The sequence below is a fragment of the Nocardiopsis oceanisediminis genome, from assembly GCF_048595525.1.
GTDB lineage: Bacteria > Actinomycetota > Actinomycetes > Streptosporangiales > Streptosporangiaceae > Nocardiopsis_A > Nocardiopsis_A oceanisediminis.
In genome coordinates, this window is record NZ_JAFMZJ010000001.1 from 3355029 (window position 1) to 3381982 (window position 26954).

At 76.1% G+C, this 26954-nt stretch carries 22 protein-coding genes; 10 read left to right on the plus strand and 12 right to left on the minus strand.

Annotated elements, in window-relative coordinates:
- Positions 1 to 76 precede the first annotated feature (76 nt).
- The 4 genes from J0910_RS14810 to J0910_RS14825 all read left to right on the plus strand — a co-directional run bounded on the left by J0910_RS14810 (position 77) and on the right by J0910_RS14825 (position 4046).
- Positions 77 to 1414, plus strand: a complete 1338-nt coding sequence (locus J0910_RS14810) for an aminotransferase-like domain-containing protein (RefSeq protein ID WP_420159088.1) — start codon at positions 77 to 79, stop codon at positions 1412 to 1414.
- 409 nt (positions 1415 to 1823) lie between these two features.
- Positions 1824 to 2822 carry an iron-siderophore ABC transporter substrate-binding protein gene (locus J0910_RS14815; RefSeq protein ID WP_420159089.1) on the plus strand — a complete coding sequence of 333 codons (999 nt, stop codon included), beginning with the start codon at positions 1824 to 1826 and terminating at the stop codon, positions 2820 to 2822.
- A 226-nt stretch (positions 2823 to 3048) separates the two neighbouring features.
- Positions 3049 to 3699, plus strand: coding sequence for a CatB-related O-acetyltransferase (locus J0910_RS14820; protein ID WP_420159090.1), 651 nt, complete (start codon positions 3049 to 3051; stop codon positions 3697 to 3699).
- Positions 3696 to 4046 carry a hypothetical protein gene (locus J0910_RS14825; RefSeq protein WP_420159091.1) on the plus strand — a complete coding sequence of 117 codons (351 nt, stop codon included), beginning with the start codon at positions 3696 to 3698 and terminating at the stop codon, positions 4044 to 4046. The genes J0910_RS14820 and J0910_RS14825 overlap by 4 nt, the downstream gene beginning before the upstream one ends.
- Positions 4047 to 4293: 247 nt before the next feature.
- Here the strand turns inward: J0910_RS14825 and J0910_RS14830 are convergent, their stop codons facing one another.
- Together J0910_RS14830 and J0910_RS14835 are read right to left on the minus strand one after the other, a co-directional pair.
- Entirely contained in the window at positions 4294 to 4470 is a 177-nt protein-coding gene (locus J0910_RS14830; RefSeq protein ID WP_420159092.1) for a hypothetical protein, read from the minus strand.
- Positions 4471 to 4567: 97 nt separating this feature from the next.
- Positions 4568 to 5344 carry an SDR family oxidoreductase gene (locus J0910_RS14835; RefSeq protein WP_420159093.1) on the minus strand — a complete coding sequence of 259 codons (777 nt, stop codon included), beginning with the start codon at positions 5342 to 5344 and terminating at the stop codon, positions 4568 to 4570.
- An 89-nt stretch (positions 5345 to 5433) separates the two neighbouring features.
- Here J0910_RS14835 and J0910_RS14840 point away from each other — a divergent pair, with 89 nt between their 5' ends.
- Positions 5434 to 6045: a TetR/AcrR family transcriptional regulator gene (locus tag J0910_RS14840; RefSeq protein WP_420159094.1), complete on the plus strand. Its 612-nt coding sequence runs from the start codon at positions 5434 to 5436 to the stop codon at positions 6043 to 6045.
- A 329-nt stretch (positions 6046 to 6374) separates the two neighbouring features.
- On the opposite strand, the gene J0910_RS14845 is transcribed toward J0910_RS14840, so the two are convergent.
- Complete coding sequence (locus J0910_RS14845; protein ID WP_420159095.1) at positions 6375 to 6701, minus strand: hypothetical protein; 327 nt, start codon at positions 6699 to 6701, stop codon at positions 6375 to 6377.
- 161 nt (positions 6702 to 6862) lie between these two features.
- Between J0910_RS14845 and J0910_RS14850 the strand changes: the two genes are divergently transcribed.
- Positions 6863 to 7822, plus strand: coding sequence for a DUF2207 domain-containing protein (locus J0910_RS14850; RefSeq protein WP_420159096.1), 960 nt, complete (start codon positions 6863 to 6865; stop codon positions 7820 to 7822).
- Between the two features lie 591 nt (positions 7823 to 8413).
- Here the strand turns inward: J0910_RS14850 and J0910_RS14855 are convergent.
- The gene (locus J0910_RS14855) at positions 8414 to 8701 is read right to left on the minus strand and encodes a hypothetical protein (RefSeq protein WP_420159097.1); all 288 of its coding nucleotides are present in this window, start codon (positions 8699 to 8701) and stop codon (positions 8414 to 8416) included.
- 553 nt (positions 8702 to 9254) lie between these two features.
- Here J0910_RS14855 and J0910_RS14860 point away from each other — a divergent pair.
- Positions 9255 to 12302, plus strand: a complete 3048-nt coding sequence (locus J0910_RS14860) for an alpha-mannosidase (protein ID WP_420161998.1) — start codon at positions 9255 to 9257, stop codon at positions 12300 to 12302.
- 173 nt (positions 12303 to 12475) lie between these two features.
- Here the strand turns inward: J0910_RS14860 and J0910_RS14865 are convergent, their stop codons facing one another.
- The 5 genes from J0910_RS14865 to J0910_RS14885 form a co-directional block, all read right to left on the minus strand.
- Complete coding sequence (locus tag J0910_RS14865) at positions 12476 to 13927, minus strand: NCS2 family permease (protein WP_420159098.1); 1452 nt, start codon at positions 13925 to 13927, stop codon at positions 12476 to 12478.
- A gap of 543 nt (positions 13928 to 14470) precedes the next feature.
- Complete coding sequence (pucD, locus tag J0910_RS14870) at positions 14471 to 16879, minus strand: xanthine dehydrogenase subunit D (protein WP_420159099.1); 2409 nt, start codon at positions 16877 to 16879, stop codon at positions 14471 to 14473.
- A complete protein-coding gene (locus tag J0910_RS14875; RefSeq protein WP_420159100.1) occupies positions 16876 to 18249 on the minus strand; it encodes an 8-oxoguanine deaminase in 1374 nt (457 codons plus the stop codon). Before J0910_RS14875 ends, pucD begins: the two co-directional genes overlap by 4 nt.
- On the minus strand, positions 18246 to 18764 hold the full coding sequence (locus J0910_RS14880) for a (2Fe-2S)-binding protein (protein WP_420159101.1): 519 nt from the start codon (positions 18762 to 18764) through the stop codon (positions 18246 to 18248). The genes J0910_RS14875 and J0910_RS14880 overlap by 4 nt, the downstream gene beginning before the upstream one ends.
- Positions 18755 to 19633 carry an FAD binding domain-containing protein gene (locus J0910_RS14885; RefSeq protein WP_420159102.1) on the minus strand — a complete coding sequence of 293 codons (879 nt, stop codon included), beginning with the start codon at positions 19631 to 19633 and terminating at the stop codon, positions 18755 to 18757. The genes J0910_RS14880 and J0910_RS14885 overlap by 10 nt, the downstream gene beginning before the upstream one ends.
- A gap of 261 nt (positions 19634 to 19894) precedes the next feature.
- Between J0910_RS14885 and J0910_RS14890 the strand changes: the two genes are divergently transcribed.
- Positions 19895 to 21454, plus strand: coding sequence for a PucR family transcriptional regulator (locus J0910_RS14890; RefSeq protein ID WP_420159103.1), 1560 nt, complete (start codon positions 19895 to 19897; stop codon positions 21452 to 21454).
- 348 nt (positions 21455 to 21802) lie between these two features.
- On the opposite strand, the gene J0910_RS14895 is transcribed toward J0910_RS14890, so the two are convergent.
- Positions 21803 to 22213, minus strand: a complete 411-nt coding sequence (locus J0910_RS14895) for a DUF6069 family protein (RefSeq protein WP_420159104.1) — start codon at positions 22211 to 22213, stop codon at positions 21803 to 21805.
- Entirely contained in the window at positions 22210 to 22809 is a 600-nt protein-coding gene (locus J0910_RS14900; protein WP_420159105.1) for a TetR/AcrR family transcriptional regulator, read from the minus strand. The genes J0910_RS14895 and J0910_RS14900 overlap by 4 nt, the downstream gene beginning before the upstream one ends.
- 48 nt (positions 22810 to 22857) lie before the next feature.
- Here J0910_RS14900 and J0910_RS14905 point away from each other — a divergent pair, with 48 nt between their 5' ends.
- On the plus strand, positions 22858 to 23742 hold the full coding sequence (locus tag J0910_RS14905; RefSeq protein WP_420159106.1) for an NmrA family NAD(P)-binding protein: 885 nt from the start codon (positions 22858 to 22860) through the stop codon (positions 23740 to 23742).
- Between the two features lie 200 nt (positions 23743 to 23942).
- Here J0910_RS14905 and J0910_RS14910 read toward each other — a convergent pair whose 3' ends face one another.
- Positions 23943 to 24368, minus strand: coding sequence for an OsmC family protein (locus tag J0910_RS14910; protein ID WP_420159107.1), 426 nt, complete (start codon positions 24366 to 24368; stop codon positions 23943 to 23945).
- A 520-nt stretch (positions 24369 to 24888) separates the two neighbouring features.
- Here J0910_RS14910 and J0910_RS14915 point away from each other — a divergent pair.
- Positions 24889 to 26877 carry a WD40 repeat domain-containing serine/threonine protein kinase gene (locus tag J0910_RS14915; protein ID WP_420159108.1) on the plus strand — a complete coding sequence of 663 codons (1989 nt, stop codon included), beginning with the start codon at positions 24889 to 24891 and terminating at the stop codon, positions 26875 to 26877.
- The last annotated feature ends 77 nt before the right edge of the window (positions 26878 to 26954 follow it).

A 26954-nucleotide genomic window follows, 5' to 3' on the forward strand; every position in this document is an offset into this window, starting at 1 on the left:
GGAGGCTCGGTGCAATAGTGTGGATTGCTCTCGGTGCAATGCGAGATCGCGCCGAGACGGAACCGGGGAGGGGCGCATGGAGGACTACCGGGCGATCGCCGACGGCGTCGCGGCCGACATCGCGGCGGGGCGGATCCGCCCCGGCCGCCGACTCCCGCCGCAGCGCCGGTTCGCGCGGGAGCGGGGCATCGCCCCCTCCACGGCGGCCCGCGTCTACCGGGAGCTGGCCCGGCGCGGCCTGGTCACCGGGGAGGTGGGGCGGGGCACCTATGTGCGCGCGGGGCGCCCGCCGGCCGACCCGCCGCTGGCCGAACCGGGCGGGGCCCTGGTCGACCTGGAGCTCAACCACCTGCCGCCGGGGGAGTGGGGCGAGCGGATCGCCGAGGCGGTGGGCCGGGTGCTGCGCCGCGGCGCGCTGGAGGCGGCGCTGCGCCCGGCGGGGGCGGCGGGCGGCCCGGCGCTGCGCGCGGCGGCGGCCGGCACGGCGGCCCGGGGCGGCTGGGCGCCCGACCCGGAGGGGGTGCTGTTCGCCGGGAACGGGCGCCAGGCCATCGCGGCGGCGCTGTCCGCGCTGGTCCCGACGGGCGGGCGGATCGCAGTGGAGAGCCTGACCTACCCGGTTGCCAAGGGCATCGCGGCCCGGCTGGGCGCCGTCCTGGTTCCGGTCGCGGTGGACGCGGAGGGGATGGACCCCGAGGCGCTCCGCCGCGCGCACAGGTCGGCCCCGCTGGACGCCGTCTACCTGCAGCCGATCCTGCACAATCCGCTCGGCGCCACCATGCCGCCGCACCGGCGGGCCCGGATCGCCGCGGTCCTGGAGGAGCTGGACCTGCCGGCGGTGGAGGACGCGATCTACGCCTTCCTCAAGCCGGGGCCGGAGCCGCTGGCGGCGCGGGCGCCCGGGCGCGTGGTGCTGGTCGACAGCCTGTCCAAGCGGGTCGGCCCCGGGCTGACCGTCGGCATCGCCTGCGCCCCGCCGGCGCTGCGCGGCCGGGTCGCCGCGGCGCTGCGCTCCGGCGCGTGGGCGGCGACCGGGTTCGCCCAGGAGGCGGCCGCCGAGCTCATCGCGGACGGCGTCGTCGGCGAGCTGGAGGGGGCCCGGCGGGAGGTCGCGGCGCGCCGGCAGGCGATCGCGGCCGAGCGGCTCGCGGGTTTCGACGTCACCGCCGACGCGGGGGCGTTCCACTGCTGGTGGCGGCTGCCCGAGCCGTGGCGCGACGAGCCGTTCACCGCCGCGGCCGCCCGGCTCGGCATCGCCGTCAGCCCGGCCTCGGCGTTCACCGCGGTCCGGGGCGGGGCGCCGCCGGCGGTCCGGCTGGCCCTGGTCGCCCCGGAGGAGGCGGAGCTGGCATCCGCCCTGGACGCCCTCGCCCGCTTGGCCCGCACCGGCCCGGAGGCGGCCGGCCCGGACTGACCCCCGCCCGGCGTCCCCCGGATCCCCTGCGGCGCGGGAACACCGGTGGGGCCGAGGGGGGCGAGGGGGCGAGGGGGCCGAAGCCGCGGCCGGCGGCCTGGCCGCGCCGGAGACGCCGGCCGCGGCCGGGACGCCCCCGGACGCGGCCGAGGCCGCCTCGCGGGTGCAGGAGCCGACCGGGGCGCCGGCGCGGTCCTTCGCCGAGTGGGCCCGGGAGAACGCCGCGCTGTTCCGCTGAGCGGACGGCCGCGGCGGCGGTCCCGGACCGGCCCGCCGGTGCGGCGCGGGGGAGGGCCCGGCGGTCGGCCGCGCTCCGGCCGGCGGTGCGTGACCGCGCCGCCCGGTGCGGGGTAAGGTTCGCCTAACCGAACCCGGGTCCCCCCGGTCCCCCGGCCCGACGGGAGTGCAGATGCCCCTTCCCCGTACCGCCGCCGCGCTCGCCGCGGGCGCCGCCGCCCTGACCGCCCTGGCCGGATGCGGCTCCGGGGCCGCCGGCCCGCAGGGCGTCGAGGGCGAGACCCGCACCGTCTCCGGCGCCGGCGGAGAGGTCGAGGTCCCCGCCGACCCGCAGCGCGTCGTGGTGCTGTGGCGGCCGACCCTGGCGGCGGCGGTGCGGCTGGGGGCGGAGGTCGCCGGCACCGCCGGGGACCCCGGCGGCGACGGCGGCCTGGCGCCGTTCCTGCCGCCCGGCGAGGACGGCGCCGGCCTGGAGATCGTCTCCACCTCCTCCGCGGAGGACGGGATCGACCTGGAGAAGGTCGGCGCGGTCCGGCCCGACCTGATCATCGGAGTGGACACCGAGAACGGCGCCCAGGCCGGCATGCTCCCCGAGCTGGAGGCGATCGCCCCCACCGTGCTGCTGGAGTGGACCGGGACCGAGTCCTGGCGCGGCCACCTCGCCGAGGTCGGCGAGGTCCTCGGCCGCCAGGACGAGGCGGAGCGGGCCGAGCGGGAGTACACCGACGCGGTGGCCGAGGCCCGCGCCCGCATCGAGGAGGCGGCCGGTGACCCGGCGGAGCAGGAGGTCTCCCTGCTGCGCCTGCAGAGCGCGCAGGAGGTCCGCATCGAGACCCCGGACTCCTTCTCCGGGGGGATCGCCGCGGACATCGGGCTGGCCCGCCCCGAAGGGCACGCCGAGGCCGACGCCGGCCGCGACTTCATCTCCGAGAGCTACGAGAACCTGGAGCGCGCCGACGCCGGCGTGCTGTTCGTGATGTCCGGCAGCGGCTATCCCGAAGCGCCCGAGACCTTCGGCGGCGGCGTCTGGTCGGAGCTGGACGCGGTCCGGGACGGGCAGGTCTACGCGGTCGACTACGACGTGTGGGGCGCCTCCAACCACTACGCCGCGCTGCGCGTGGCCGACGAGATGGCCGCGGCCCTGGCCGGGGAGGCCGACCCGGCCCTGTGAGCCCGCCGCCCAGGCCACGGACCTCGGGTCGACCGGCTTCATCGCACCGCGGGCGGGCCGGGCCGGCGTCCCCCGGCCTCCCCTCCGGAGCCGGGGGCGGCTTCCCGCTGGACCGCTGCGCCGCCTGCGGCCGAGTCGCGCCGGGGCGCGGGGATAGACTCCTCCGGCGCCGGAGGCGAGGCGCCGACCGCCGCCGGGAAAAGGACTCGAGGAGACAGCGGAAGCCATGCAGACCCCCGACCCCACCGACCCGCACCCGCTCGGCGGCGGCGACCGCCGCTGCGTCTTCATCCGCCCCACGGTCACCTCGGAGCTGCTGGAGGCCGGCGAGTACACCTACTACGACGCCTCCGAGGACGAGGGCACCTTCGAACAGGACCGGATGCTCTACGCCTACGGTCCCGAGCGGCTGGTCATCGGCCGGTACTGCTCGATCGCGGCCGGCACCAGGTTCCTGCTCGGCGGCGAGCACGTCAGCAGCGGGCCCAGCGCCTACCCGTTCACGATCTTCCCGGGGGCGTGGCGGGAGGCCACCATGGAGGCGTTCCTGGCGAACAACCCCTCCCGCGGCGACACCGTGGTCGGCAACGACGTGTGGATCGGCCGCGACGCCACGGTCATGCCCGGGGTGCGGATCGGCGACGGGGCGATCATCGCCACCGGCAGCCTGGTCAACCGGGACGTCGCCCCCTACACCGTGGTCGGCGGGGTCCCCGCCAAGGAGATCCGGCGCCGCTTCTCCGAGGCCGACGCCGAGCGGATGTCCGCCGCCGCCTGGTGGGACTGGCCCGTCGAGGCGGTCACCGAGCACGCCGCGGCCCTGATGTCGGGCACCGTCGGCGAGATCGCCGAACTCGGCCGCCGGTACCGGCCGTGACCTCTGCGCCGGGCCCGGCCGGAGCCCCACCGGAGGAGTGCGCCGAGCTCCTGGTGCACGAGGTGGAGCGGGCCGGGCCCGGCGCCGTCGAGGCGGTGGTGCGCTGCCTGCGGTGGACCGCGTCGGGCGCCCGCTTCACCCGCGTCCGCGGCCGGGAGGCCGCCGTCGACCTGCGGGTCGCGCGGATCCTCGTGTACGGGCGCGAGGCCCCCTCTCTCGACCCGGTGTGCAGCGGAAAGGTCCTCCTCCGCGGCACCGGCGGAACGTCCCTCGCCCCGGGGGACGCGATAACCGGTTCGAACCGGCCGCCCGGCCATGGCAGCATGGGGCACCGCGAGGCCGGATAGCCGGGTAAGGACATGTGCGATCGCGCTGGGCTAGTCGGGCGCGTGTCATACCAATCTCACGTGTCGCCTCGCACCCGACCGGGTGGAACGCGGGATCGGGGATGTCTCCCCGGATCCGATCGCGAGGCGCGCGTACTCGCTGGGCCGTCGAGGGGCGACCGCGTGCCCTGAGCGCCCCCGGAGGGCTCTGAACGCGCGGACCCGGCCGCCCTCGCCCCGGCCGGACCCTGACACGCCGCAGCGCGGGTCACGCGAGGCTTCCCGATGCACGGGACGGCTTTCCGCCCGCCGCCAGGATCAGGTCGCGGTAGGGCAGCACCACCACCGGGTAGGCGTCCAGCCGGGTCCCCCGCTCCACCTCGGCCATCAGTTCCGCGGCCGCGGTCGCCCCGGTACGGCCGGGGTGCCGGTGGGCCGCCGGCATGGCCGCGTCCGGCCCCGCGGGCGTGGGGCCGGACGCGGCGGCCCGGGGCCGGGTGTCCGCGTCGTCTCGGGGGGCTGGCCGGTCGCCCCCGTCGTGCTCACACTCCCAGGAGGGCGCCGCCCGTCGCGTCGATGGTGCGGCCGGTGACCCAGCGGGCGTCGTCGGAGGCCAGGAAGGCGGCGATTCCGGAGATGTCGTCCGGGCGTCCGACGCGGCCCAGGGCGGCCAGTGAGGCGGCCCAGGCCTGGGCGTCGGGGTCGCCGCGCAGCCAGCCGGCGTTGGTGTCGGTGTCGACGATGCCCGGCGCCAGGGAGTTGACGGTGATGCCGCGCGGCCCGAGGAGCTGGGCGAGGTTGAGGGTGAGCGTGTCCAGGGCGCCCTTGGTGGCCCCGTAGGCCATGATGCCCGGCATCGCCAGCCGGGCGGTGCCGCTGGAGATGTTGATGATCCGGCCGCCGTCCCGGAGGCGCTCGCGGGCCTGCTGGACGATGAAGAGCGGTGCGCGGACGTTGGTGGCGAACAGGGCGTCGAACTCCGCCTCGGTGATGGTGTCCAGGTCCGGGCTGTTGCCGAGGGCGGCGTTGTTGACGAGGATGTCGACGCCGGTCCGGTCGGTGTGGTCGGCGATGGCCGTGTCGTAGGCGGCCCACAGGGCCGCCGCGTCGCCGTGGGCGCCGAGCGCGGCGGGCAGGGGGAATGCGGTGCCGCCTGCGGCGGTGATGGCGGCGACGACCCGGTCGGCGGCGTCGGGGCGGTTGGCGTAGCCGACGGCGACGGTGGCGCCGTCGGCGGCCAGGCGTTCGGCGATGGCGCGGCCGATGCCTCGGCTGGCGCCGGTGACCAGTGCGTTCTTGCCTTCGAGGGGTCTGGGCATGGCGGGGTCCGCCCTTCCAATATTTTTTGAGGGATCGTTCAAGAAAGACGGTAGCACGGTTTCTTGAACGATCCCTCTACAATCGGGGCATGGCCGAGAAGACCACCCCGCGCGGCCGCCCGCGCGCCTTCGACCGCGACGCCGCCCTGGCCGCCGCCGTGCGCCTGTTCTGGGAGCGCGGCTACGGGGCGGTCTCCCTCAGCGACCTCACCGCGGCCATGGGGATCCGCACCGGCAGCCTGTACGCCGCCTTCGGCGACAAGAAGAAGCTGTTCGCCGAGGCGGTGGAGGCCTACCGGCGCAGCCCCCAAGGCGACTTCGTCGGCCGCGCCCTGGCCGAGGAGGCCACCGCGCGCGCCGCGTTCGCCCGCATCCTCGACGAGGCCGCCCGCCGCTACGCCGACCCCGCGCACCCGGCCGGATGCCTGGTGATCAGCGCCGCCACCAACGTCGCCCCGGCCGACGCCGAGATCGAGGAGCTGCTGCGCGGAATGCGCAACGCCAACGTCGAGGCCCTGAACGACCGCCTGCGCACCGCCCGGGCGGAGGGCGAACTGCCGCCCGGGACCGACCCCCGCGCGCTGGCCCGCTACTACGCCGCCGTCGTGCAGGGCATGTCCCAGCAGGCCCGCGACGGCGCCGACGCAGAGGAGCTGGCCGCCGTCGCCCGGACCGCGATGGCGTGCTGGCCGCAGAGCTGACCGCCGGCGCCCGGGAGGGCGGGGAGGCCGGATGCGTTCCTGCGGGGCGCCGGTGCAGCGCTCCCAGGCCACCGGGACCGCTCCCCGCGCGGACGGCGGTCCGGGCCCGCTGCGCCGGCCGCTCTGCGTCCGGCCCGCCCCGGGCGTCTCCGGCTCCGGACACCGCGTCTGCTCCGCCGGCGGCGCCGCCGAGCGCATCGGGGACCCGGCCGGGGACCGGGAGGCCGAACGCATCGAGCGAGTGCCGCCGTACCCGCAGGGGGCGGGCCGCCCGAGCCGAACACGGCGCAGGCCCGGTGCCGGCGGCGCTCCGGGCCGCTCCGGTCACGTCACGGCGCCACCCACTCCAGCCACTCCCGCACCCTGGCCAGTTCGGTGACCCGGGCCTCCGCGACGGCGGCCTCTTCCATCATCTCCTCCCGCTCCCGCTCGCCGGCCTCCAGGTACCGGCGGCGCAGTTTCACCACCTGGGCGTAGGTCTCGGTGAAGACCGGGGTCGAGCCCTTGCGCAGGAGATAGGTGACCTGCTCCCGGTGCGGCTCGCGGCCGTCGCCGGCATCGATGCCGCGCGCCGTCGTGTACCGGCCGTCGCGGACCTCGGAGGGGTGCACGGTCTCGCCGTCGAGCGGCCCGCCGATCAGCGGAATGCGGTCCATCGCCGTCTCCCTTGCCATCGCCTTCGCCCCATCATGCTCCACGCGGCCGCGGCGGGGGGCCGGAACGGCTCGCGCCGACCCGGCGCAGCGGTCCGCCCGGCCGCCGGGGCCGAGGCGGCCCCGGCGGCGGCCGGCTCCCGGGGATCCGGCAGGGTGGGGCCATGGTGTTCTCAGCGGGAGCGGGCGGGCGGCGGCGCGCGGTGCGCGGGGCGGTGGCGATCGGCGCGGCGGTGCTCCTGGCAGGGGGACCGTGGGCGGCCGCGCCGGCGGCGGCAGGTGAGGGGCGGTCCGTCACCTCCTTCGACGCCGACATCTCGGTGACCTCCGGCGGCGTGGTGGAGGTCCGCGAGGAGATCACCTACGACCTGGGCGCGGGCTCCGGCGGGCAGGTCCGCCGCGACCTGCCCGGCAGCGGGAGCATCGACGGCGGCGGCACCAGGTCGTTCGAGCTGGACCGGGTGCGGGTGGAGGACTCCGGCGGCGTCGCCGCCACCGAGGTCCGGGAGGCCGGCGGGCGGACCGAGGTCCGCATCGGCCGGCCCGGCGCGGACCCCGAGCTGAAGGGCGAGAGGACCTTCGTCATCGCCTACGAGTACGGCGGCCTGCTGACCCTGGACGGAGAGGAGCGGCCGCGGCTGTTCCAGGACGTCATCGGGGACGGCTGGACGGTCCCGGTGGAGTCGGTGCGCGTCCGGGTGGCCATGCCCGGCGGCATCGGGTCCGCGGAGTGCTACGCGGGGGCGCCCGGCTCCCGGGCCGGATGCACGGACGCGCGACGCGACGGGGACCGGGCGGTGTTCACCCAGGACCGCGTCGAGCCGGGCGAGGCCTTCAGCGTCGACGTGACCGGTACGGCCGGTGAGATCGCCGTGGCCGGGGACCCGGGGCCCGCGGGCTCCGGTGGCCCGGGCGCGGGCGGGGTCGTGGCCGCCGTCGTGGTCACCGCGGCCGTCTTCCTGGTGCTCGGGGCGGTCGGGATGAACCTCGAAGCGCGCGCGGCGAAGGAGCGGGGCGCACGCGGCGGGCCCCGCTCCAGAGGCGGCATGGGCGGCGGCGGGGCCGGCGGGGCCGGAGGCGGTGGCGGAGCCGGGGGCGGCGGAGGCGGCGGCGGGGGCGGCTGACCTCCGGGCGGAGCACCGCACCGGGCCGCCCGCGCACGGCGACACCCGCGAGGCGGCGCAGGCGGGGTGCGGAGGGCGCGGCCCACCAGCCGTATTCGCGGAGCCGCGCTCTCCTGCGCACGCCGCCGTCGAGCGTGCGGTACTCCGCCACCGGCGCGAGGGCGGCCGCCTTGCCCCTGTCACCGCCTCCGTCGGACACCGCCCCCGCCGGATCCCGACCGCCCTGCCGCTCACCCGCGCACCGAGCGGGCCGAGCCGGACCCCCTGGAACAGCATCACCGCCTCTGCGCCGGAGAAGACCGGGCCGAAGAGCGTCCGCCACGGCTCCGGGCGGGACGGGCAGACCAGGGCGCCGACCCGGCCGAGCGGGAGCGGCGACCGCACGGCGACGGCGCACACCGGCGGCCCGGCGGCGGAGCCCGGCAGGCGCAGCGCGCGGGCCCGGCCCTGCTGCACCGCGTCGACCCCGCCGTCGGCCTCGGCGAACACGGCTTCGCGGCGCTCGCGGAACGGGCGGCCGCGCTCCCGCCGGACGGGAGGCGGTGACCGCCGCCGGGCCCCGAGGCGCGCGGGGGAGGCCCGGGAAAAGGGTCAGCCGCCCCGGTGGCGGGCCCAGGCCACCGTGAACGGCAGCGACGCGAGGATCCACAGCAGCGCCGTGCGCATCTGATGCGTCGCCGCCTGCGAGCAGTAATCGGGGTCGTCGTAGAACCTCTGGCTGACGTCCAGGGCCCTGCCCATGCCCACCTCGCAGGAGGGCCCTGAGCCGTACTCCTCGCCGTTCCAGGGGACCGGCCCGATCAGCAGGAACAGCGCCACCGTCCAGCAGATGACCGCGGAGGGGGCGGAGAACCACGGCCTGGCGGGTTTTCTGTCCATTTTCACCTTTCCGTTCCTGCGGCCGCTCATTCAACCAGACCCGCGCCGCGCGGAGCCGTGCCGGGGCGGGGAGCGTCGCCATCGGCGGGGAGGGGGCCGCGGCGATGCGCCGAGAGGGGAGAGGGGAAGGAGGGAAAGGGGCCGCCCGGCTTCCACCCCGGGCGGCCCCGCGCCGCGCTCGTGTCTGACTCCGTGCGCCTGCCCCTGTCAGGGGGTCCCAGATTAGGGGCCGGGGGCGACAGTCGGGGGTCCGGCGCCCTCCCCTGTGGACGGGGCCGGTCCGCCCGCCGCACCGCCGGTGACCGCCCCTGCCCTGGGCGCCCCCCGGGGGCCCGCTTCCGCCGCCGGGCGGCAGGGGAGGAACGGGGCGGGCGGGGGAAGGAGCACACCGGTGGCCGCTCCCTCCCGCCGGGCCCTCTCCGGTCCGCCCCCGCCGCCGCGGGCCGGCCCGGGACCCGCGCCGCCGGGTGCGGCCGACCGCGCCCCGCTCCGGCGGAGGCGCGCCACCGCCGGTGACCGAGGACCGCTGCAGGCCCTGATGGGAGAGGTGGACATGCACGACGACCGCGTACAGGTGGAGGACCGGGTCGCCCGGGTCCTGGAGGAGCGGATCCGCCCCGCCGTGCACCCGGAGCGGGTGCCGATGGAGGTCGCCCGCTGGGACGCCCCGGGCGAACCGGTCCCGGTCGCCGAAGGGCTGGCCGCGCCCTACCGGCCGGCCGGGGCCGGCGAGGCCTGGGGCCCGCCGTGGGGCACCACCTGGTTCCGGATCCGCGGCGAGGTCCCCGCCGCCTGGGCCGGGCGCACCGTGGAGGCCCTGGTCGACCTGGGCTTCGACGAGAAGATGCCCGGCTTCCAGTGCGAGGGCCTGGCCTACACCGCCGGCGGCGCGGTGGTGAAGGGGCTCAGCCCGCGCAACCACTGGCTGCGGGCGGGCGCGCCGGCCGCCGGCGGGCAGCGGGCGGAGTACTTCGTGGAGGCCGCCGCCAACCCGGTGGTGCTGGGCCGCCCGCCGTTCCGCCCCACCGAGCTGGGCGACACCGCCACCGCCCCGAAGCGGCCGCTGTACCGGGTGGGCCGCGTCGACCTGGCGCTGTTCGACCCCGGCGTGTGGGAGCTGGTGCACGACATCGAGGTGCTCGACCAGCTGATGCGGGAGCTGCCGGTCGACTCGGCCCGCCGCTGGCAGGCGGTGCGCGCGCTGGAGCGCGCCCTGGACGCGGTCGACCTGCAGGACGTCGGCGGCACCGCGGGGCGGGCCCGGGAGGCCCTCGCGCCGGCGCTGGCCGCCCCGGCCGAGGCCAGCGCGCACCGCGTCTCCGCGGTGGGCCACGCCCACATCGACTCGGCCTGGCTGTGGCCGCTGCGCGAGACGGTGCGCAAGGTGGCGCGGACCGCGGCCAACGTCACCGCGCTGATGGACGACCACCCGGGGCTGGTCTTCGCGATGTCCCAGGCCCAGCAGCTGGAGTGGATCAAGGAGCACCGCCCCGAGGTCTACGCCCGGGTCAAGGAGAAGGCCGCCGAGGGCCGGTTCGTGCCGGTCGGCGGCATGTGGGTGGAGGCCGACACCAACATGCCCGGCGGTGAGGCGATGGCCCGCCAGTTCGTGCTCGGCAAGCGGTTCTTCGCCGAGGAGTTCGGGGTGGACACCCCCGAGGTGTGGCTGCCCGACTCCTTCGGCTACTCCGCGGCGCTGCCGCAGATCGTCCGGCTGGCCGGGGCGCGCTGGTTCCTCACCCAGAAGATCTCCTGGAACCGCACCAACCCCTTCCCGCACCACTCCTTCCAGTGGGAGGGCATCGACGGCACCCGGGTCTTCACCCACTTCCCGCCGGCCGACACCTACAACTCCGAGCTGTCCGGCGGGGAGCTGGCGCACGCGGCCCGCAACTTCCGGGACAAGGGCGCGGCCACCCGGTCCCTGGTGCCGTTCGGGTGGGGCGACGGCGGCGGCGGGCCCACCCGGGAGATGCTGGGCCGCGCCGACCGGCTGGCCGACCTGGAGGGCTCGCCGAGGGTGCGGCTGGAGCGGCCCGCGGAGTTCTTCGCCGCCGCCGAGGAGGAGTACCCGCAGGCGCCGGTCTGGGCCGGCGAGCTCTACCTGGAGCTGCACCGCGGCACCTACACCAGCCAGGCCCGCACCAAGCAGGGCAACCGGCGCAGCGAGCACCTGCTGCGCGAGGCGGAGCTGTGGGCGGCGACCGCGGCGGTGCGCACCGGCGCCGCCTACCCCTACGACTGGCTGGAGCGGATCTGGAAGCAGGTGCTGCTCCACCAGTTCCACGACATCCTGCCGGGCACCTCGATCGCCTGGGTGCACCGGGAGGCCGCCGAGACCTACGCCGGCCTCGCCGCGGAGCTGGAGGAGGTGATCGGCGGCGCCCAGCGGGCCCTGGCGGCGGGCGCCGGCCGGGGGGACCGGGGCGCGGGGGCGGAACTGGTGTTCAACGCGGCCCCGCACGCCCGGGGCGGGGTGCCCGCACTGGGCGCGGCCCCCGCCCCCCGGCCCGGCCCCGCGGTGCGGCACACCCGGGACGGCGCCGCGCACGTGCTGGACAACGGGGTGCTGCGGGTGGTCGTCGACGCCGGCGGGCTGCTCGCCTCGGTGCGCGACCTGGCCGCCGACCGGGAGGCGCTGGCCCCGGGCGAGCGCGGCAACCTGCTCCAGATCCACCCGGACTTCCCGAACATGTGGGACGCCTGGGACGTGGACTCCTTCTACCGCAACACCGTGCGCGACCTGGCCGAGGCCGAGGAGGTCGAGATGGAGGACGCCGGGGGCGGCGGCGTCGCGGTCCGGGCGCGCCGCCGCTTCGGGGCGTCCTCGGCGGTGCAGTGGACGGTGCTGCGGCCCGGCGCCGCCCGGGTGGACCTGGTCACCGAGGTGGACTGGCGGGAGGCGGAGAAGTTCCTCAAGGCCGCCTTCCCGCTGGACGTGCGGGCCGAGGACGCCGCCTCGGAGATCCAGTTCGGGCACGTGCGCCGCCCGGTGCACACCAACACCTCCTGGGACGCGGCCCGGTTCGAGACGTGCGCGCACCGCTGGATCCGGGTGGCCGAGCCCGACTACGGCCACGCCCTGGTCAACGACTCCACCTACGGCCACGACGTGTCCCGGCGGGTGCGCCCGGACGGGGGCACCACCACCGCGGTCCGGCTGTCGCTGCTGCGCGCGCCGCGCTTCCCCGACCCGCGCACCGACCACGGCGTCCACCGGTTCGGCTATGCCCTGGTCCCCGGCGCGGAGACGGTGGACGCGGCGCGCGAGGGCTACCGGATCAACCTCCCCGAGCGGCGGGTGCCGGGGAGCGGGTCGGTGCCGCCGCTGGTGGAGACCGACCACCCGGGCGCGGTGGTGGAGGCGGTCAAGCTCGCCGAGGACCGCTCGGGCGACGTGGTGGTGCGGCTGTACGAGGCGCGCGGCGCCCGCGCCCGGGTGCGGGTCGGCTTCGGCTTCCCGGCCGGCGCGGCGTCCCGGGTCGACCTGCTGGAGCGCCCGCTGGACTCGGCCCCGCCCCCGGCGGCCGAGGAGGGCGCGGTCCGGCTGGAGCTGCGCCCGTTCGAGATCGCCACGCTGCGGGTGGAGCGCCGCGGCTGACCCTCCCGGGAGGGGCGGCGGCGGGGAGCGCCCCCGCCGCCCGCGCCCCGCCCTCTTCCCCGGGCGCCCCGGCGGTCCGCGGCGCCGGGGGCCGGGGGCGGAACGCGCAGCGGCGGCGCCCGGGTCCGGGAGGGACGCGGGCGCCGCCGCTGCGGGGGGAGGGAGGGGAGGGGTCAGATCCCGAGTATCCGCTCGACCCCGGCCAGGCCGAAGTCGATGAGGAACACCCCGGTCAGGATCCACATCAGCCAGCCGACCTCGCGGAACCGGCCCATCGCCGTCTTGATGACGGTGTAGGAGATGATGCCGGCGCCGATGCCGGTGGCGATGTCGTAGGTGAACGGCATCAGGGCGATGGTGAGGAACGCCGGGACCGCGATCGAGATGTCGTCCCAGTCGATGGCCTTGACGCCCATCATCATCATGGCGCCGACCAGCACCAGCGCGCAGGACGCCGCCTGGCCGGGGACCATGCCGAAGACCGGGGAGAACAGGATCGCCAGCAGGAACAGGCCGCCGGTGACCACGCTGGCCAGGCCGGTGCGGGCGCCCTCGGTGACGCCGGCCGTGGACTCCACGAACACCAGGGTGGCCGAGGAGCTGGTCAGGCCGCCGGTGACGGCGCCGGTGCCGTCCATCGCCAGGATCTGGTTGGTGCGCGGCATCTGGCCCTTGTCGTCGGTCAGGCCGGCCTTGTTGCCCACCGCCAGGATGGTGCCCAGGGCGTCGAAGAAGCCGGCCAGCACCAGGGTGAACAGGATGACCGCGCTGCTCGCCACGCCGGCCTGGGACCAGGCGCCGAACAGGTCGATCTGGAAGAGCAGGCTGAAGTCGGGGGCGACGAACAGGGTGTCGGGCAGCCGGGGCACCGAGTCGCCCCAGGTCTCGTCGGGGAGGCGGAAGGCGTAGGTCACGGCGATCGCGATCACCGTGGCGCTCAGGATGCCGTAGAAGATCGCGCCGGGCACCTTGCGGGCCAGCAGGATCGCCGCGACCAGCAGGCCGATGATGAACACCACCACGGGCCAGCCGGACAGGTGCCCGGTGGTGCCCAGCTGGAGCAGGCTGCCCTCGCCTGCGCTGACGAACCCGGCGTTCTTCAGGCCGATCAGCGCGACGAACATGCCGATGCCCACGCCGATGGCGAGCTTGAGGTTGTGCGGGATCGCGTTCATCACCGCGGTGCGCACCCCGGTGACGACCATCACGATGATCGCGATGCCCTGCCAGACCACCAGGCCCATCGCCTGCGGCCAGGTCATCAGCGGCACCGCCTGGTAGGCGACCACGGCCATCACGCCGAGTGCGGCCGCCAGGGCGATGGGGGCCCGCCCCACGACGCCCATGAGGATGGTGGCGATGCCCGCGGACAGCGCCGTCATGGTGGTCAGCTGGGCGAAGGTCGGCGCGTAGCCGTTGATGTCCTGCGCGCCGCTGAGCACGATCGGGTTCAGGACGATGATGTAGGCCATCGCCATGAAGGTGGTCAGGCCACCGCGGATCTCCTGCCCGTAGCTGGAGCCGCGCTCGGATACGAAGAAGAACCGGTCGAGCCAGGATCGAGCGGTCCCGGAGGCCTGGGCCGGCTGCTCCGGCCCGGACCCCTTCGCGTCGAGTTGAGTCATGTTGCCCCTCCTGGAGGGATACGGAGCCGGGCTTGCCCTGCCCGGTCACCGGTAGTGGGGGGATCGTTACTTTACGTGTCGATCTTCGGCAAGGCCTGTCATGGCCGTGCCGTCGCGGGCCGGCCCATGGGGGCCGGTCCGGAGCCGGTGTACCTTACCGGCGGTCCGCGCCGCGGTGTGCGGCGGGGCCGTGCGGGCACCCGGGGGTGTCCCGGTGCCCGGCGCCCTGGTTCCTCCTGGGTCCGGAGGGGTCGAAACGGTATGGCTGCCCGCCCCGGCGACCGAGGGCGCCGGCGGACCGGGGCGGGCAGGTCTGCGCCCCGCCGGGTCCCCCTCGACAGGGGACCGGCGGGAGGTTCTGTTGTCCGCGGGGCCTCCGGAGGAGGCCCCGCGGGGCGGCGGACGGGGGGCCGGGCACGCGCTCCCGGCCGCCCCGGTCCGCCGGGGGCGGAGCGTGGAGGAGGGGAACACCGGGCCGACCGAGCCCGGGGCCGAAGCCCCCGGGCACCGCACCGGCCGGCCCGCTCCACCACCGCCCCCGCATCACGGCCGCCGCAGCTCGATTCCCACGATGTCCTCCGGGCGGACCGGAGCGCGGGTGAGCGGGCGGCCGGTGGCATCGCGCACCGCGGCCACGATCGCCGGGGTGGAGGAGAGCGTCGGGGGCTCGCCCGCCCCGCGCAGCCCGTAGGGCGCGTGCGGGTCGGGGTGCTCCAGCACGTCGATGCGCATCGGCGGGGTGTCCAGGATGGTGGGGATGAGGTAGTCGGTGAACGACGGGTTCCTGATCAGGCCCTCCTCGACCTGCACCTCCTCCATCAGCGCCAGTCCCAGGCCCTGGGCGGCGCCGCCCTGGATCTGCCCGGCGAGCTGCTGGGGGTGCAGGATCCTTCCGACATCCTGCACCGCGTCCAGCGCCACCACCTTCACCAGGCCCAGCTCCAGGTCGACGTCGACCACGGCGCGGTGCACGCACATCCCGAACTGGGTGTGCGAGGAGCCCTGGCCCCGGGTCGGGTCGAGCATCTCGGTGGGCCGGTGGCGGTACTCCCGGGTCTCCTCGACGGCGGTGCCGCCGAGCAGCTCCGCCAGGGAGGCCAGCACCCCCTCGGTCTCGGAGACGAGCTTCCCGCCGGCCAGGGAGAGCCCTTCGCCGGAGTGCCCGGCCGGGATCACCCCGCGCTCCCGGGCCAGGTCGAACACCCTGCCGCGGACCGCCTCGCACGCGGTCTTCACCGCGCCGCCGGTCATGTGGCTCTGCCGGGACGCCGAGGAGGAGCCGGCCGAGCCCACCCGGGTGTCGGAGGGGTGGATCGTCACCCGCTCCACGCCCAGCTCGGTGCGGGCGATCTGGCCCTTGACGGTGACCAGGCCCTGGCCGACCTCGGCGGCGGCGGTGTGCACCAGCACCGCGGGCTCGCCGCCGATGACCTCCAGCCGCACCCGCGCGGTCGAGTAGTCGTCGAACCCCTCGGAGAAGCACAGGTTCTTCAGGCCGACGCCGTAGCCCACCCCGCGCACCACGCCCTCGCCGTGCGTCGTGTTGGACGTGCCGCCGGGCAGGGTCCGCAGGTCGGACGGGTCCTCCAGCTCCTCGCGGGCGGGCGGCATCGGCATGTCCCTGGAGCGCCGGAGCATCTCCGCCATGGGCAGCGGCATGTCGATCTCCTGCCCGGTGATGATCCGGGACCCCTGCGACATGGAGTTCTTGATCCGCAGGTCGACCGGGTCCATGCCCAGCTCGGCGGCGAGCCGGTCCATCTGCGACTCGTAGCCGAAGCAGGCCTGCACCGCGCCGAAGCCGCGCATCGCCCCGCACGGCGGGTTGGTGGTGTACACCCCGTAGGCGTCCACCAGCACGTTGGGCACCTCGTAGGGGCCGATGCCCAGCGAGGAGGCGACGCCGACCACCGCGGGGGTCGCCGAGGCGTAGGCCCCGCCGTCCAGGACGATCTCCAGGGTGGCGTAGAGCAGCGTGCCGTCGCTCTTCGCGCCGTGCTCGTAGCGCATTCTGGCCGGGTGCCGGTGCACGTGGCCGTAGAACGACTCTTCGCGGTTGTAGACGATCTTGACCGGCCTGCCGGTGCGCAGCGCCAGCATGCACGCGTGGATCTGCATGGACAGGTCCTCGCGGGCGCCGAACGCGCCGCCCACCCCGGCCAGGGTCAGCCGCACCTTGTCCTCGGGCAGCCCCAGGGCCGGCGCGATCTGCCGCTGGTCGACGTGGAGCCACTGGGTGGCGATGTACAGGTCCACGCCGCCGTCCTCGGCGGGCACCGCCATCCCCGACTCCGGGCCGAGGAACGCCTGGTCCTGCATGCCGACCTCGTAGTCGGAGGCGACCACGGCGTCGGCCCGGGCGCGCAGCTCCTCCACCGCGGCGCCGGAGGCGAACGCCCCGGTGCGGATCGGCTGGTGCCGGACCAGGTTGCCGCGCTGGTTGTACTCCTCGTGGATCTCCAGCGAGCCCTCTTCGTGTACCAGCGGGCACCCGGGGTCGAACGCGGCGGCGCGCGAGTCGGAGACCGGGTCGAGCACCTCGTAGTCGACCTGGATCCGGTCCAGCGCGCGGCGGGCGGTCTCCGGGTGGTCGGCGGCCACGATCGCCACCGCCTCGCCCTTGTAGCGCACCTTGCCGAAGGCGAGCACCGGCTGGTCCCGGTACTCCAGGCCGTAGCGCTTCTCGCCGGGCACGTCCTCATGGGTGAGCACCGCGTACACGCCGGGCAGCGCCACCGCCCCGGTGGTGTCGATGCCGAGGATCCGGGCGTGCGGGTGGGGGCTGCGCAGGGTCGCCCCCCACAGCATGTCCTCCATCCACATGTCGGAGGAGTAGGCGAACTCCCCGGTCACCTTGAGGGTGCCGTCCGGGCGGCGGGGGCTGGCGCCGATGCCGTCGGGGGTGGTGCTGGACAGATCGACCGGGGCCCGGGCGGTGCTGGGCGCCGTCACCGGTCCACCTCCTTGGTCAGCCTCCGGTGCGCGGCGCGGCCGGCCTCGGCCGCGGCCTGCTGCGGGACGGTGCGGAGCTCGTCGCGCTCCACCACGGTGCGGCCGCCGACGAGCAGGTGCTCCAGCGGCGGGGTGGGGCCGAAGGCCAGCGCCACCACCGGGTCGTCGATGACGTCGTAGCCGAACCCGTCGACGCGCCACAGCGCGACGTCGGCGAGCTTGCCGGCCTCCAGCGACCCCAGCTCGGCGTGGCGGCCCAGCACCCGGGCGCCGCCCAGGGTGGCCATGTGCAGCGCCTGGCGGGCGGTGAGCGCCTGCGGGCCCTTGCGGGCGCGCGCCATCAGCAGCGCCTGGTGGATCTCGCCGGACAGCGGGGTCAGCTCGCTGGAGGCCGGCCCGTCCACGCCCAGGCCCACCGGGACGCCGGCGGCCAGCAGCTCGGTGGTGCGGCAGATGCCCGCGCCCAGCCGGGCGTTGGAGGTGGGGCAGTGCGCGATGCCGGTGCCGGTCTCGGCGATGCGCGCGATGGCGGCGTCGGAGAGGTGCACCGCGTGCGCGAACCACACGTCCTCGCCCAGCCAGCCGAGCTTCTCGGCGTACTCCACCGGGGTGCAGCCGAACTCGGCGGCGCACTTCTCCTCCTCGTCGAGGGTCTCGGCGAGGTGGGTGTGGAGCCGGACGCCCTTCTCCCGGGCCAGTTCGGCGGCGCCGCGCATCAGCTCGGCGCTGACCGAGAACGGCGAGCAGGGCGCCGCGGCGACCCTGGTCATCGAGTCGAACGCCGGGTCGTGGTGGGTGTCGACGGCCGCGGCGGTGCCGGCCAGCGCGCCGTCGGTGGTCTCCACCACCGAGTCCGGCGGCAGGCCGCCCTGGGAGTGCCCGCGGTCCATGGAGCCGCGCGCCAGGTCCAGTCGGACGCCGACCGCGCGGGCCGCCTCCACCTCGGCGGCGGCGATGTCGCCCCGCCCGGAGGGGAAGATGTAGTGGTGGTCGGAGACGGTGCTGCAGCCGGACAGCGCCAGCCAGGCGGTGCCCGCGGTGGTGGTGCCGGCCACCACGTCGGCGTCCAGCCGGTGCCAGATCTCGTAGGATCCGACCAGCCACTCGAAGAGCGTGCCGTCGGTGAACAGCCCCTGGGTGGCCCACTGGTAGAGGTGGTTGTGCGTGTTCACCAGGCCGGGGGTGGCCAGGCAGCCGCGGCCGTCGATGCGCCGCGCGCCGGGGACCTCGGGGGCCGCGCCGGAGCCGACCCGGGTGATCCGCCCGTCCTCGATGACCATGTGGCCGACCGGGTACTCGGCGCCGCCGACGGTGGCGATGTAGGCGCCGTCGATGACGACGGTGCCCGCGCTGCTCTGTCCGGTGCTCATACTGCCTCCCCGGCCTTGGCGGCCTCGCGTTCGGCGGCGACCCGCACCGCGTCGATGATCTTCTCGTAGCCGGTGCACCGGCACAGGTTGCCGGCGAGCGCCTCGCGGATCTCGGCCTCGGCGGGCACGCCCCTGCCCGCGCCGACGGTGCGCGCGATCAGGTCGTCGGTCTGCACCACCAGGCCCGGGGTGCAGAAGCCGCACTGCACCGCGCCCATCTCGACGAAGGCCTCCTGGACCGCGCCGAGGCGCCGCTCCGCCCCCTCGCCGCCCTCTTCGGCCAGGCCCTCGACGGTGCGCACGTCGCGGCCCTCGCACTGGCCGGCGGCCACCATGCAGGAGCAGGCGGTGACCCCGTCCAGGTAGACGGTGCACGAACCGCACTCGCCCTGCTCGCAGGCGTTCTTGCTGCCGGGGAGCCCGAGCCGCTCGCGCAGCACGTACAGCAGGCTCTCGCCCGCCCACACGTCGTCGACGGAGGCCTTCTCCCCGTTGACGGTGAACGTCACGCGCATCGGGTGTCTCCTCTCAGGTCGTCGCGGTACTCGGCCGCCGACCAGCCGAGAGCGCGCCGCGCCATCACGCCGGCGGCGTGCCTGCGGTACTCGGCGGAGCCGCGCTGGTCGTCGATGGGGCGGGCCACCGAGGCGACCAGCTCGCCGAAGCGGCGCACCACCGGTTCGGCCGGCGGCGTGCCGCCGTCCCAGTCGAACTCGGCGGCGAGGAACTCCTCGGCCTCCTCGGCGCGGACCGGGGTGGGCGCCACCGACCCCAGGCCGGTGCCGACCGTGCGCTTCTCCGCGTTCAGCGCCAGGGCGAAGTTGGCGACCGCGATCACCATCGCGTTGCGGGTGCCGATCTTGGAGAACCGCTGCGGGCCGGCCGGGCGGGGCAGCAGCACCGCGGTGATCAGCTCGTCGTCCTGCCGGGCGGTCCTGCGCAGGCCGAGGTAGAACCCGCGGGCGGGGACCCGGCGCACGCCGCGCACCGACGCCAGCTCGATCACCGCGTCGGTGGCCAGCAGCGGCGCGTGGCACTCGCCGGCGGGCGAGGCGCCGCCGAGGTTGCCGCCGACGGTGCCCCGGTTGCGGATCTGCGGGGAGGCGACCGACCGCGACGCCTGCGCCAGGGCGGGGGCGTGCGCGCTCAGCTCGTCGATGATCCGGGTGTAGGGGACGCCGGCCCCCAGCCGGACGGCGTCGCCCTCGAAGGTCCACTCGCGCAGCTCGGCGATCCGGGTGAGGTCGATCAGGGCCTCGGGGCGGCGCTTGTCGAAGTTCAGCTCGACCATGACGTCGGTGCCGCCCATGATGGGCACCCCGGCGGGGCGCCCGCTCTTGGCGGCGAGCGCTTCCTCCAAGGTCGAAGGGCGCAAAAAATCCATGATCGTCCTCGTCGCTCGCCCGGTGCGGAGCGTGTCCGCCTCTCCCGTGTGGTCTACGCCGTGCGTGTATGTGAAGTAGACCACCGGGGAACCGGCGCCGACCACCCGGTGAAGCGCCGAACCGACCTGCTGGTCGGGGCCGGTGGTTGGTGGATTCCTACAACCGCCGGGTTTGAGTTAACGTGTCCGCCACACCGACGCTCCCGTCCGCTGTACGGGCCGCGTTCGGACTCCGCGACACGCCGGTACGAAGGGACGCCCATGCGGCTCGGCGAACTGCTCTCCCTGCCGCGGCTGAGGCTCCGGGTCCTCAGCGGCGGCGACCAGTCGGACCTGCCGATCCGCTGGGCCTACACCACCGACCTGCTGGAACCCGCGCGCTACCTGTCCGGCGGGGAGCTGGTGCTCACCGGCATGATGTGGCATACCCGCCCGGAGGACTCCGAGACCTTCGTGGCCTCGCTGGTCGAGGCCGGGGCGGCCGCGCTGGGCGCCGGCACCGCCCTGGGCGAGATCCCCGACGACCTGGTGCGGGCCTGCGAGCGGCACGGCATCCCGCTGGTGGAGGTGCCCACCGAGACCTCCTTCGGCGCGGTCACCGAGGAGGTGCTGCGGCTGCTCAACCGGAACCGCTTCACCACCATCACCGAGCGGCACGACCGGCACCGCAGGTTCATCGCGGAGGTCGCCGCCGGGGCGGACTTCCCGGAGGTGTTCGCGCACGCCGCCGACCAGGCGGGGGTGAACGCCTGGGTGGTCTCCAGCACCGGGCGCGCGGTCGCCGCGGCCGGCCCGGAGCTCGGCGAGGAGACCCGGCTGGAGATCGCGCACCGGGCGCTGACCGCGCCCTCCTTCCCGCGCGAGGTGCACGCCCCGGGCGAGGCCCCGCCGCGGGTGCTGACCGTGCTGCCGGTGCAGACCCGCGAGTCCCACCCGCTGGCCCGGTGGCTGCTGGTGTGCGCGGGCGACCACCGCTCCTGGGCCGAGGACGCCCACGAGACCGCCGCGGAGCTCTCCTCCATCGCGGTGCTGGCCCGCAGCCGCGAGGAGGAGCGGGCGCTCAACGACGCCCGGCACGCCGAGGGGCTGCCCAGGCTGCTCACCGGGCACCGGAGGGAGGAGGCCGCCGCGCTGCTGCGGGCCGGCGGCATGGCCGACCCGGAGGGCGCCCTGCACGTGGCGGTCAGCGCCGAGCTGGTCCCCGAGCCGCGCCTGCCCGACCTGGCTCGCCGGGTGGTCACCGAGCTGCTGGCCGGCCGCCCCGACACCGTGGTCACCGGCGACGGCGACGTGCTGGCCGTCGCCGCGGTCGGCGACGGCGAGGGGGCAGGGACGCTCCGCGCCGAGCTGGAGCGCGGCGCGCGCGCCCTGGAACCCGGGCTGACCGACTACCGGCTGGCGGTGGGGGTGGGCTGCACCGCCCGGCCCCTGGGCGACCTGCGCGGCGCCGCCGCCGAGGCGCGGCACGCCCGCCGCCTGGCCCGGCTGCGCGGCGGCCGCGTCCAGGTGGTGGCCGGGGACGAGATCGACACCCACGAGCTGCTGCTGGCCTCGGTCCCCGAGGAGATCCGCGACGCCTACCGGGAGCGGCTGCTGGGGCCGCTGCTGGCCTACGACCGCGACCACCGCTCCGACCTGGTGGAGACCCTGGAGCGGTTCCTGGAGCACTCCGGGTCCTGGCAGCGCTGCGCCAACGCGATGCACGTGCACGTCAACACGCTCCGCTACCGGATCGGCCGGGTGGAGGAACTGACCGGCCGCGACCTGGGCCGCCTGGACCACCGGGTGGACCTCTTCCTGGCCCTGCGGCTGCGCGACTAGGACCCCTCCGAAGCCGTGCGCCTGAGCACCCCTGACGAACTGCGTTTCGGCATGGCCGGAGCGGCCGTCTACCTGGCCGGCCGCCGGGCCCGGTGAGAGCCCCCTCCGCCCCTGCGGGGCTCCGCTCCGGGGAAGGGGCCGCACGGGGAGGCCCGGTTCCCGGCCGGTGCTGTGAGCGGGGCCGCAGGGCGGTCCACCGGACCCCGGCCGGCTTCGCCCCGGCCGCGCAGCCTGGTCGGCCCGGTGCGGGCGCGGCGGTCCCGTCCGAGGAGCGCCGTCCTGGACGCCGCGGCGGGCCTCCCCCTTCCGGCCCGCCCCCGTGCTCGCGCCGGCCCGGCGCCGGTGGGGTCAGCGGCCCGGGGTCCGGGTGAATCCGGCGATGACGATGCCTCCGACCAGCACGTGCTGCGAGGCCAGGATCACCTGAACGGCCGTTCCCCGCCCGCCCAGGACCGGCACCAGGGACAGCAGCACCACGGCGACGGCGATCACCGTCCACACCGTCCGGCCGCGGGCCGTGAAACCCTCCAGCAGGGCCAGCAGGGCCCACCCGGCCAGGGCCGAGCCGACCGAGACCGCGAGAACGGGAACGGGGCCGACCTCCATGGGAGGCCGCCCCGGAGCGCCCTGGGCGATCAGGGGGATGCCCAGGAGCGGGTCGGCCACGGCCCACACGGCCAGCGCCGCGGCGGCGGCCGCGACCACCGTCGCGGCACGCACCCGGATCAGGGAGAGGGCGGTGGAAGGGGCCCCGGTCACGGGCTCTCCCCCTCCTCCGGGCGGAGGGCGCCGTGCAGGACGATGGAGACCAGGTCCCGCGTCGACAGGCCCGTGGCCGAGGCCAGGCCGAAGGACCGCTCGAACAGCAGCCCGATCAGGAGCGCGGCGACCTGTTCAGGGGGGTGGGACATCCGGTCGCGCTCGGGCTCCATCAGCCGGGCCAGCGCGTTGCGGGCGGCGGAGAAGGCCTCGGCGCGGTCGGTTCCGGGCCCGGTGGGCACCTGCCTTCCCAGCGCGGCGGCGATGGCCCCGGCGCGGGTGATGTGGTCCTGCATGACGGCCGCGGCCCGGGTGAGGCGCCGGTCCGGCGTGCCCGCGAGTCCGACCGCCTCCACCTGCGCGGTGGCCTCCTTCATGCGCATGGCCTCCAGCAGGCACTCCCGGAGCAGTTCCTCCTTGTCGGCGAAGACCCTGAAGATCGTTCCCTCTCCGATGCCCGCGGCCAGGGCGATCTCGCGGGTGGTGACCGGGCGGCCGTGCTCGGCGAGCAGGTCCATGGTGTGGGAGACGATCATCTCCCTGCGCGCGTCCCGGTCCATCTGCGGTGCCCGGGAGCGGGAGGACGGCGGTTCCATGACCGCACCCTAACAGGAGTGAGTGCTCACTCCGGTTAAGGTGGGGGCATGATCGTCCTGACCGGCCCCACGGGCAACATCGGCACAGAGCTGCTGCTCCGGCTGAGCGCCGAGGCCGATCCGCCGCCGTACCGGATCGCCGCCCACTCGCCCGAGCGGTTGCGCGCCCGGCTGGGCCGGGACCTGCCCGCCGTGGCCTTCGACTACGACGACAGGTCCACCTGGCCGGCCGTCCTGGACGGGGCCACGTCCCTGTTCCTGCTGTTCCCGCTGCCGAGTCCGCGCACCGTGCGCACCCGGATGGAGCCTTTCATCGATGCCGCCGTCGCCGCGGGCGTCCGCCACATCGTGTACATCTCCGTCCCCGGGGCCCAGGCCGGGCCGATCGTGCCGCACAACCGGGTCGAGAACCGCATCCGGGCCGGCGGCGCCGACTTCACGATCCTGCGCTGCGGTTTCTTCATGCAGAACCTGTGCCGGGCCGTGTCCACGCACGGGGTGGACATCGTCGAGCGCGGTGAGGTGTTCATCCCCGCGGGGCGGGGGCGGACCGCCTTCCTCGACGCCCGGGACGTGGCCGAGGCGGTCCGCACCGTCCTGGACGACCCGGCGGCCCACGCCGGCCGCACCTACACCCTGACCGGGCCCGAGAGCCTGGACATGGACGAGGCGGCGTCCCTGCTCTCAACGGCCCTGGAGCGGCCGGTGCGCTACACCAGGCCGAGTCCGCCGCGCTTCGCCGCCCGCCTGCTCCGGCGCGGCGTGTCCTGGGACACCGTCGGGTTCATGGCGATCGTCTACACGCTCACGCGCTGGAACAGGAACGCCGCCCTGACCGCGACGCTGCCCGAACTGCTGGGGCGCCCGGCCACCACCATGGCGGAGTGGGCCCGCGACTACCGGGCGGTCTTCGACGAGCGCGCCTGGACCTGAACCGCCCCCGGCCCCTGGGAGGGCCGGTCAGGGCGGGTCGGGGGTGTCCGGCTCGCGGACGCCTCCGCACGGATGCGCCCCGCCCCTGCGCGGAAGGGGCGGGGGCGGGGCGCTCCTCCCGCCGGGGGGCGTCGCACCCGGCGGTGACGGAGAAGAGGACGCGGCCGGGGCCGGACCCTGCGCCGAAGCGCGCAGCGGCCTCAGGCGAGCTCGGCCGAGAGGGTGATGGTGGTCCCCGCCAGGGCCTGGCTGACCGGGCAGTTCTTCTTGGCGTCCTCGGCGGCGGAGGCGAAGCCCTCCCCGTCCAGGCCCGGCACCTCTCCCCTGACCCGCAGGTGGATACCGGTGATGCCCTCGCCCGGCTGGAACGTGACGTCCGCCGTGGTCTCGAGCCGGGTGGGCGGGGTGCCGGCGCCGGTCAGCCCGTGTGAGAGGGCCATCGAGAAGCAGCTGGAGTGGGCCGCGGCGATCAGCTCCTCGGGGCTGGTCTTCCCGTTCGCCTGCTCGGCCCGCGAGGGCCACGACACCGGCTGCGAGCCGATACCGGACGAGTCGAAGGAGACGGTGCCGCCGCCCTTGAGAAGCTCGCCCTCCCAGACGGTGTGCGCGGTCCGCGTGGTCGCCATGGTGGTTCCTCCGGTCTGTCGTGGACTGCCACTGGCCCGCTTCCGCGGGCGGCTCCCATCCGATCACATCCGGCCCCGTTCCACCGCCGGATCGGTCATCGGCCACCGGGTGTCGGAACCTGGCCCGCACCCGGCTCCGGCACGAGGGGCACCGCACCCCGCCTCCACCGGCCCGCGGAACGCGAGCGGCCGGCGGCCCGAGCCCGGACCGATGCGGCGCGGGGGTCAGGAGGCCGAGGCCTCCTCCGTGGAAGGCGGCCCGGCCGCCGCCGGGGCGCTCGGCGGTGCCGGGGCCGAGCCCGACCCCGATGGCCAGGGGGCCCGGTCCTGCCATCGCGGCGGTGCGGGGCGCCGCCGCGGCAGGGACGCCGCATCCGTCCGAAGGTTCGGATGATCGGTTGCGATCCGGTGACATGTCGTGCGTTCCCGGTTCCGCTGTGGCTACGGTGAGGACCCTCCGCCGGGTGCGGCGGGGATGGTCGCGCTCCGGGCCGGCTCCGAGCGCCTTGGAGGGAGGCCGATGGGGCTGGAGCCGCTGGAACCGTCCGATCCCGCACACATCGGCGGCTACCGGCTCACCCACCGCCTGGGCGAAGGCGGCATGGGCCGGGTCTACCTCGCCGCCACGCCTTCGGGGCGCCGCGTCGCCGTCAAGGTCATCCGCCCCGCCCTGGCCCGGGAGGGCGACTTCCGCGCCCGCTTCTCCCGCGAGATCGACGCCGCGCGCCGGGTCGGGGGATTCCACACCGCCCCGGTCGTCGACGCCGACCCGGAGGGGGACCCCGCCTGGGTCGCCACCGCCTACATCCCCGGCCCCACGCTGCACCACGCGGTCCGGGAGGAGGGGCCCATCGCGCCTCCCGCCCTGCACGCGCTGGCCGCCGGGCTGGCCGAAGGGCTCAAGGCGGTGCACGCCTGCGGGCTGGTCCACCGCGACCTCAAACCGGGCAACATCATCCTCGGCGGCGACGGCCCCCGCATCATCGACTTCGGCATCGCCCGGCCGCTGGACTCCGAGAGCCTGACCACCCGCGAGGCGGTGTTCGGCACCCTGCCCTACATGTCGCCCGAGCAGACCGAGAACTCCCACGTCGGCCCGGCCTCGGACATGTTCTCCCTCGGGACCGTCCTCGCTTTCGCCGCCACCGGGACCAACCCCTTCAACGGGGACTCCATGGCCGCGACGATCCGCCGCCTCATCGGCCCGCCCCCCGACCCCGGCGGCATCGACCCCGGCACCCGCGCGCTGATCGCCGAGTGCTGGAACCACGACCCGGACCGGCGGCCCACCCCCGAGGCGGTCCTCGCCCGCCTGGGCGCCCCGGAGGCCCGCGCCGCAGGGCCTCCGCCCGGCACCGCCCGGCCGCCCGCCGGCGGGCCCGAAGCGGCCACGCACCCCCCGGCTCCGACCCTCGTCGAGCCCGCACGCCGGGCCCCCGCGCCCCGCGCCGCGGCGGGAGGGCGGGCCGGCCGGGCCGGGGGAGGGCGGCGGAGAGCGGCCTGGGCCGCCGCCGTGGCCTCCGCGGCGATCGGCATCGCCGCGGGCGCCGTCGCCCTGCGGACCGGAGGCGACGGCGGCGGGCCCGGCTCCGCGCCCGAGACCCCTGAACCCGCCTCCATCCTCACCGGGCACGAGGACCCGGTGGACACGGTGGCGTTCAGCCCGGACGGCACCGTCCTCGCCACCAGCGACACGGGGGCCGACGTGCGGTTGTGGGACACCGGCACCCGGGAGCAGGCCACCACCCTCATCGAGGACGACTCCCTGCTGACCAGCGGGTCCCCGGTGCTGGCGTTCGCCCCCGACGGCACCGCCCTCGCCACCGGCGGCGAATCGGTCCGGCTGTGGGACACCGGCACCTGGGAGGAGAAGGCCGCCCTGGTCGAGGAGGACTGGATCACCTCGGTGGCGTTCAGCCCGGACGGGGACACCGTCGCCGCGAGCGACCCCGTCGGCAGGGTGCGGCTGTGGGACACCGGCACCGGGGAGGAGACCGCCTCCCTGGAGGGCCCTCCCAACTACGTGACCTCGGTGGCGTTCAGCCCGGACGGCACCGTCCTCGCCACCGGCGAGGCGGAGGACACGGCCGAGGTGTTCGAGGACAGCGACGGCGGGGCCGTCCGGCTGTGGGACCCCGGGACCGGCGACGAGATCGACGTCCTCGTCAAGAACGGCCCCTCGTTCGTATCGGTGGCGTTCAGTCCCGACGGCGGTACCCTCGCCGGGTGCACCGGCACCGTGCGGATCTGGGACACCGGCACCTGGCAGGAGGACACCTCGCTCCCGGAGGTGGCATGCGCGATATCGGTGGCGTTCAGCCCCGACGGCACCGTCCTCGCGGCCGGCGACCACGAGGGCGCCGTGCGGTTGTGGGACACCGCGACCTGGCAGGAGAAGACCGTGCTCCCGGGCGAGGAACGGGTGGAATCGGTGGCGTTCGGCCCGGACGGCGACACCCTCGCCGCCGGCCACGTCGACGGCACCGTCCGCCTGTGGGACGTCGGCTAGCCGTGCGACTGGCGTCGGGGGTCTCCGCCGGCCGTCTCGGATCCGGTCGGGCGGGGTTCCCGTCTTCCCCGTGGCCG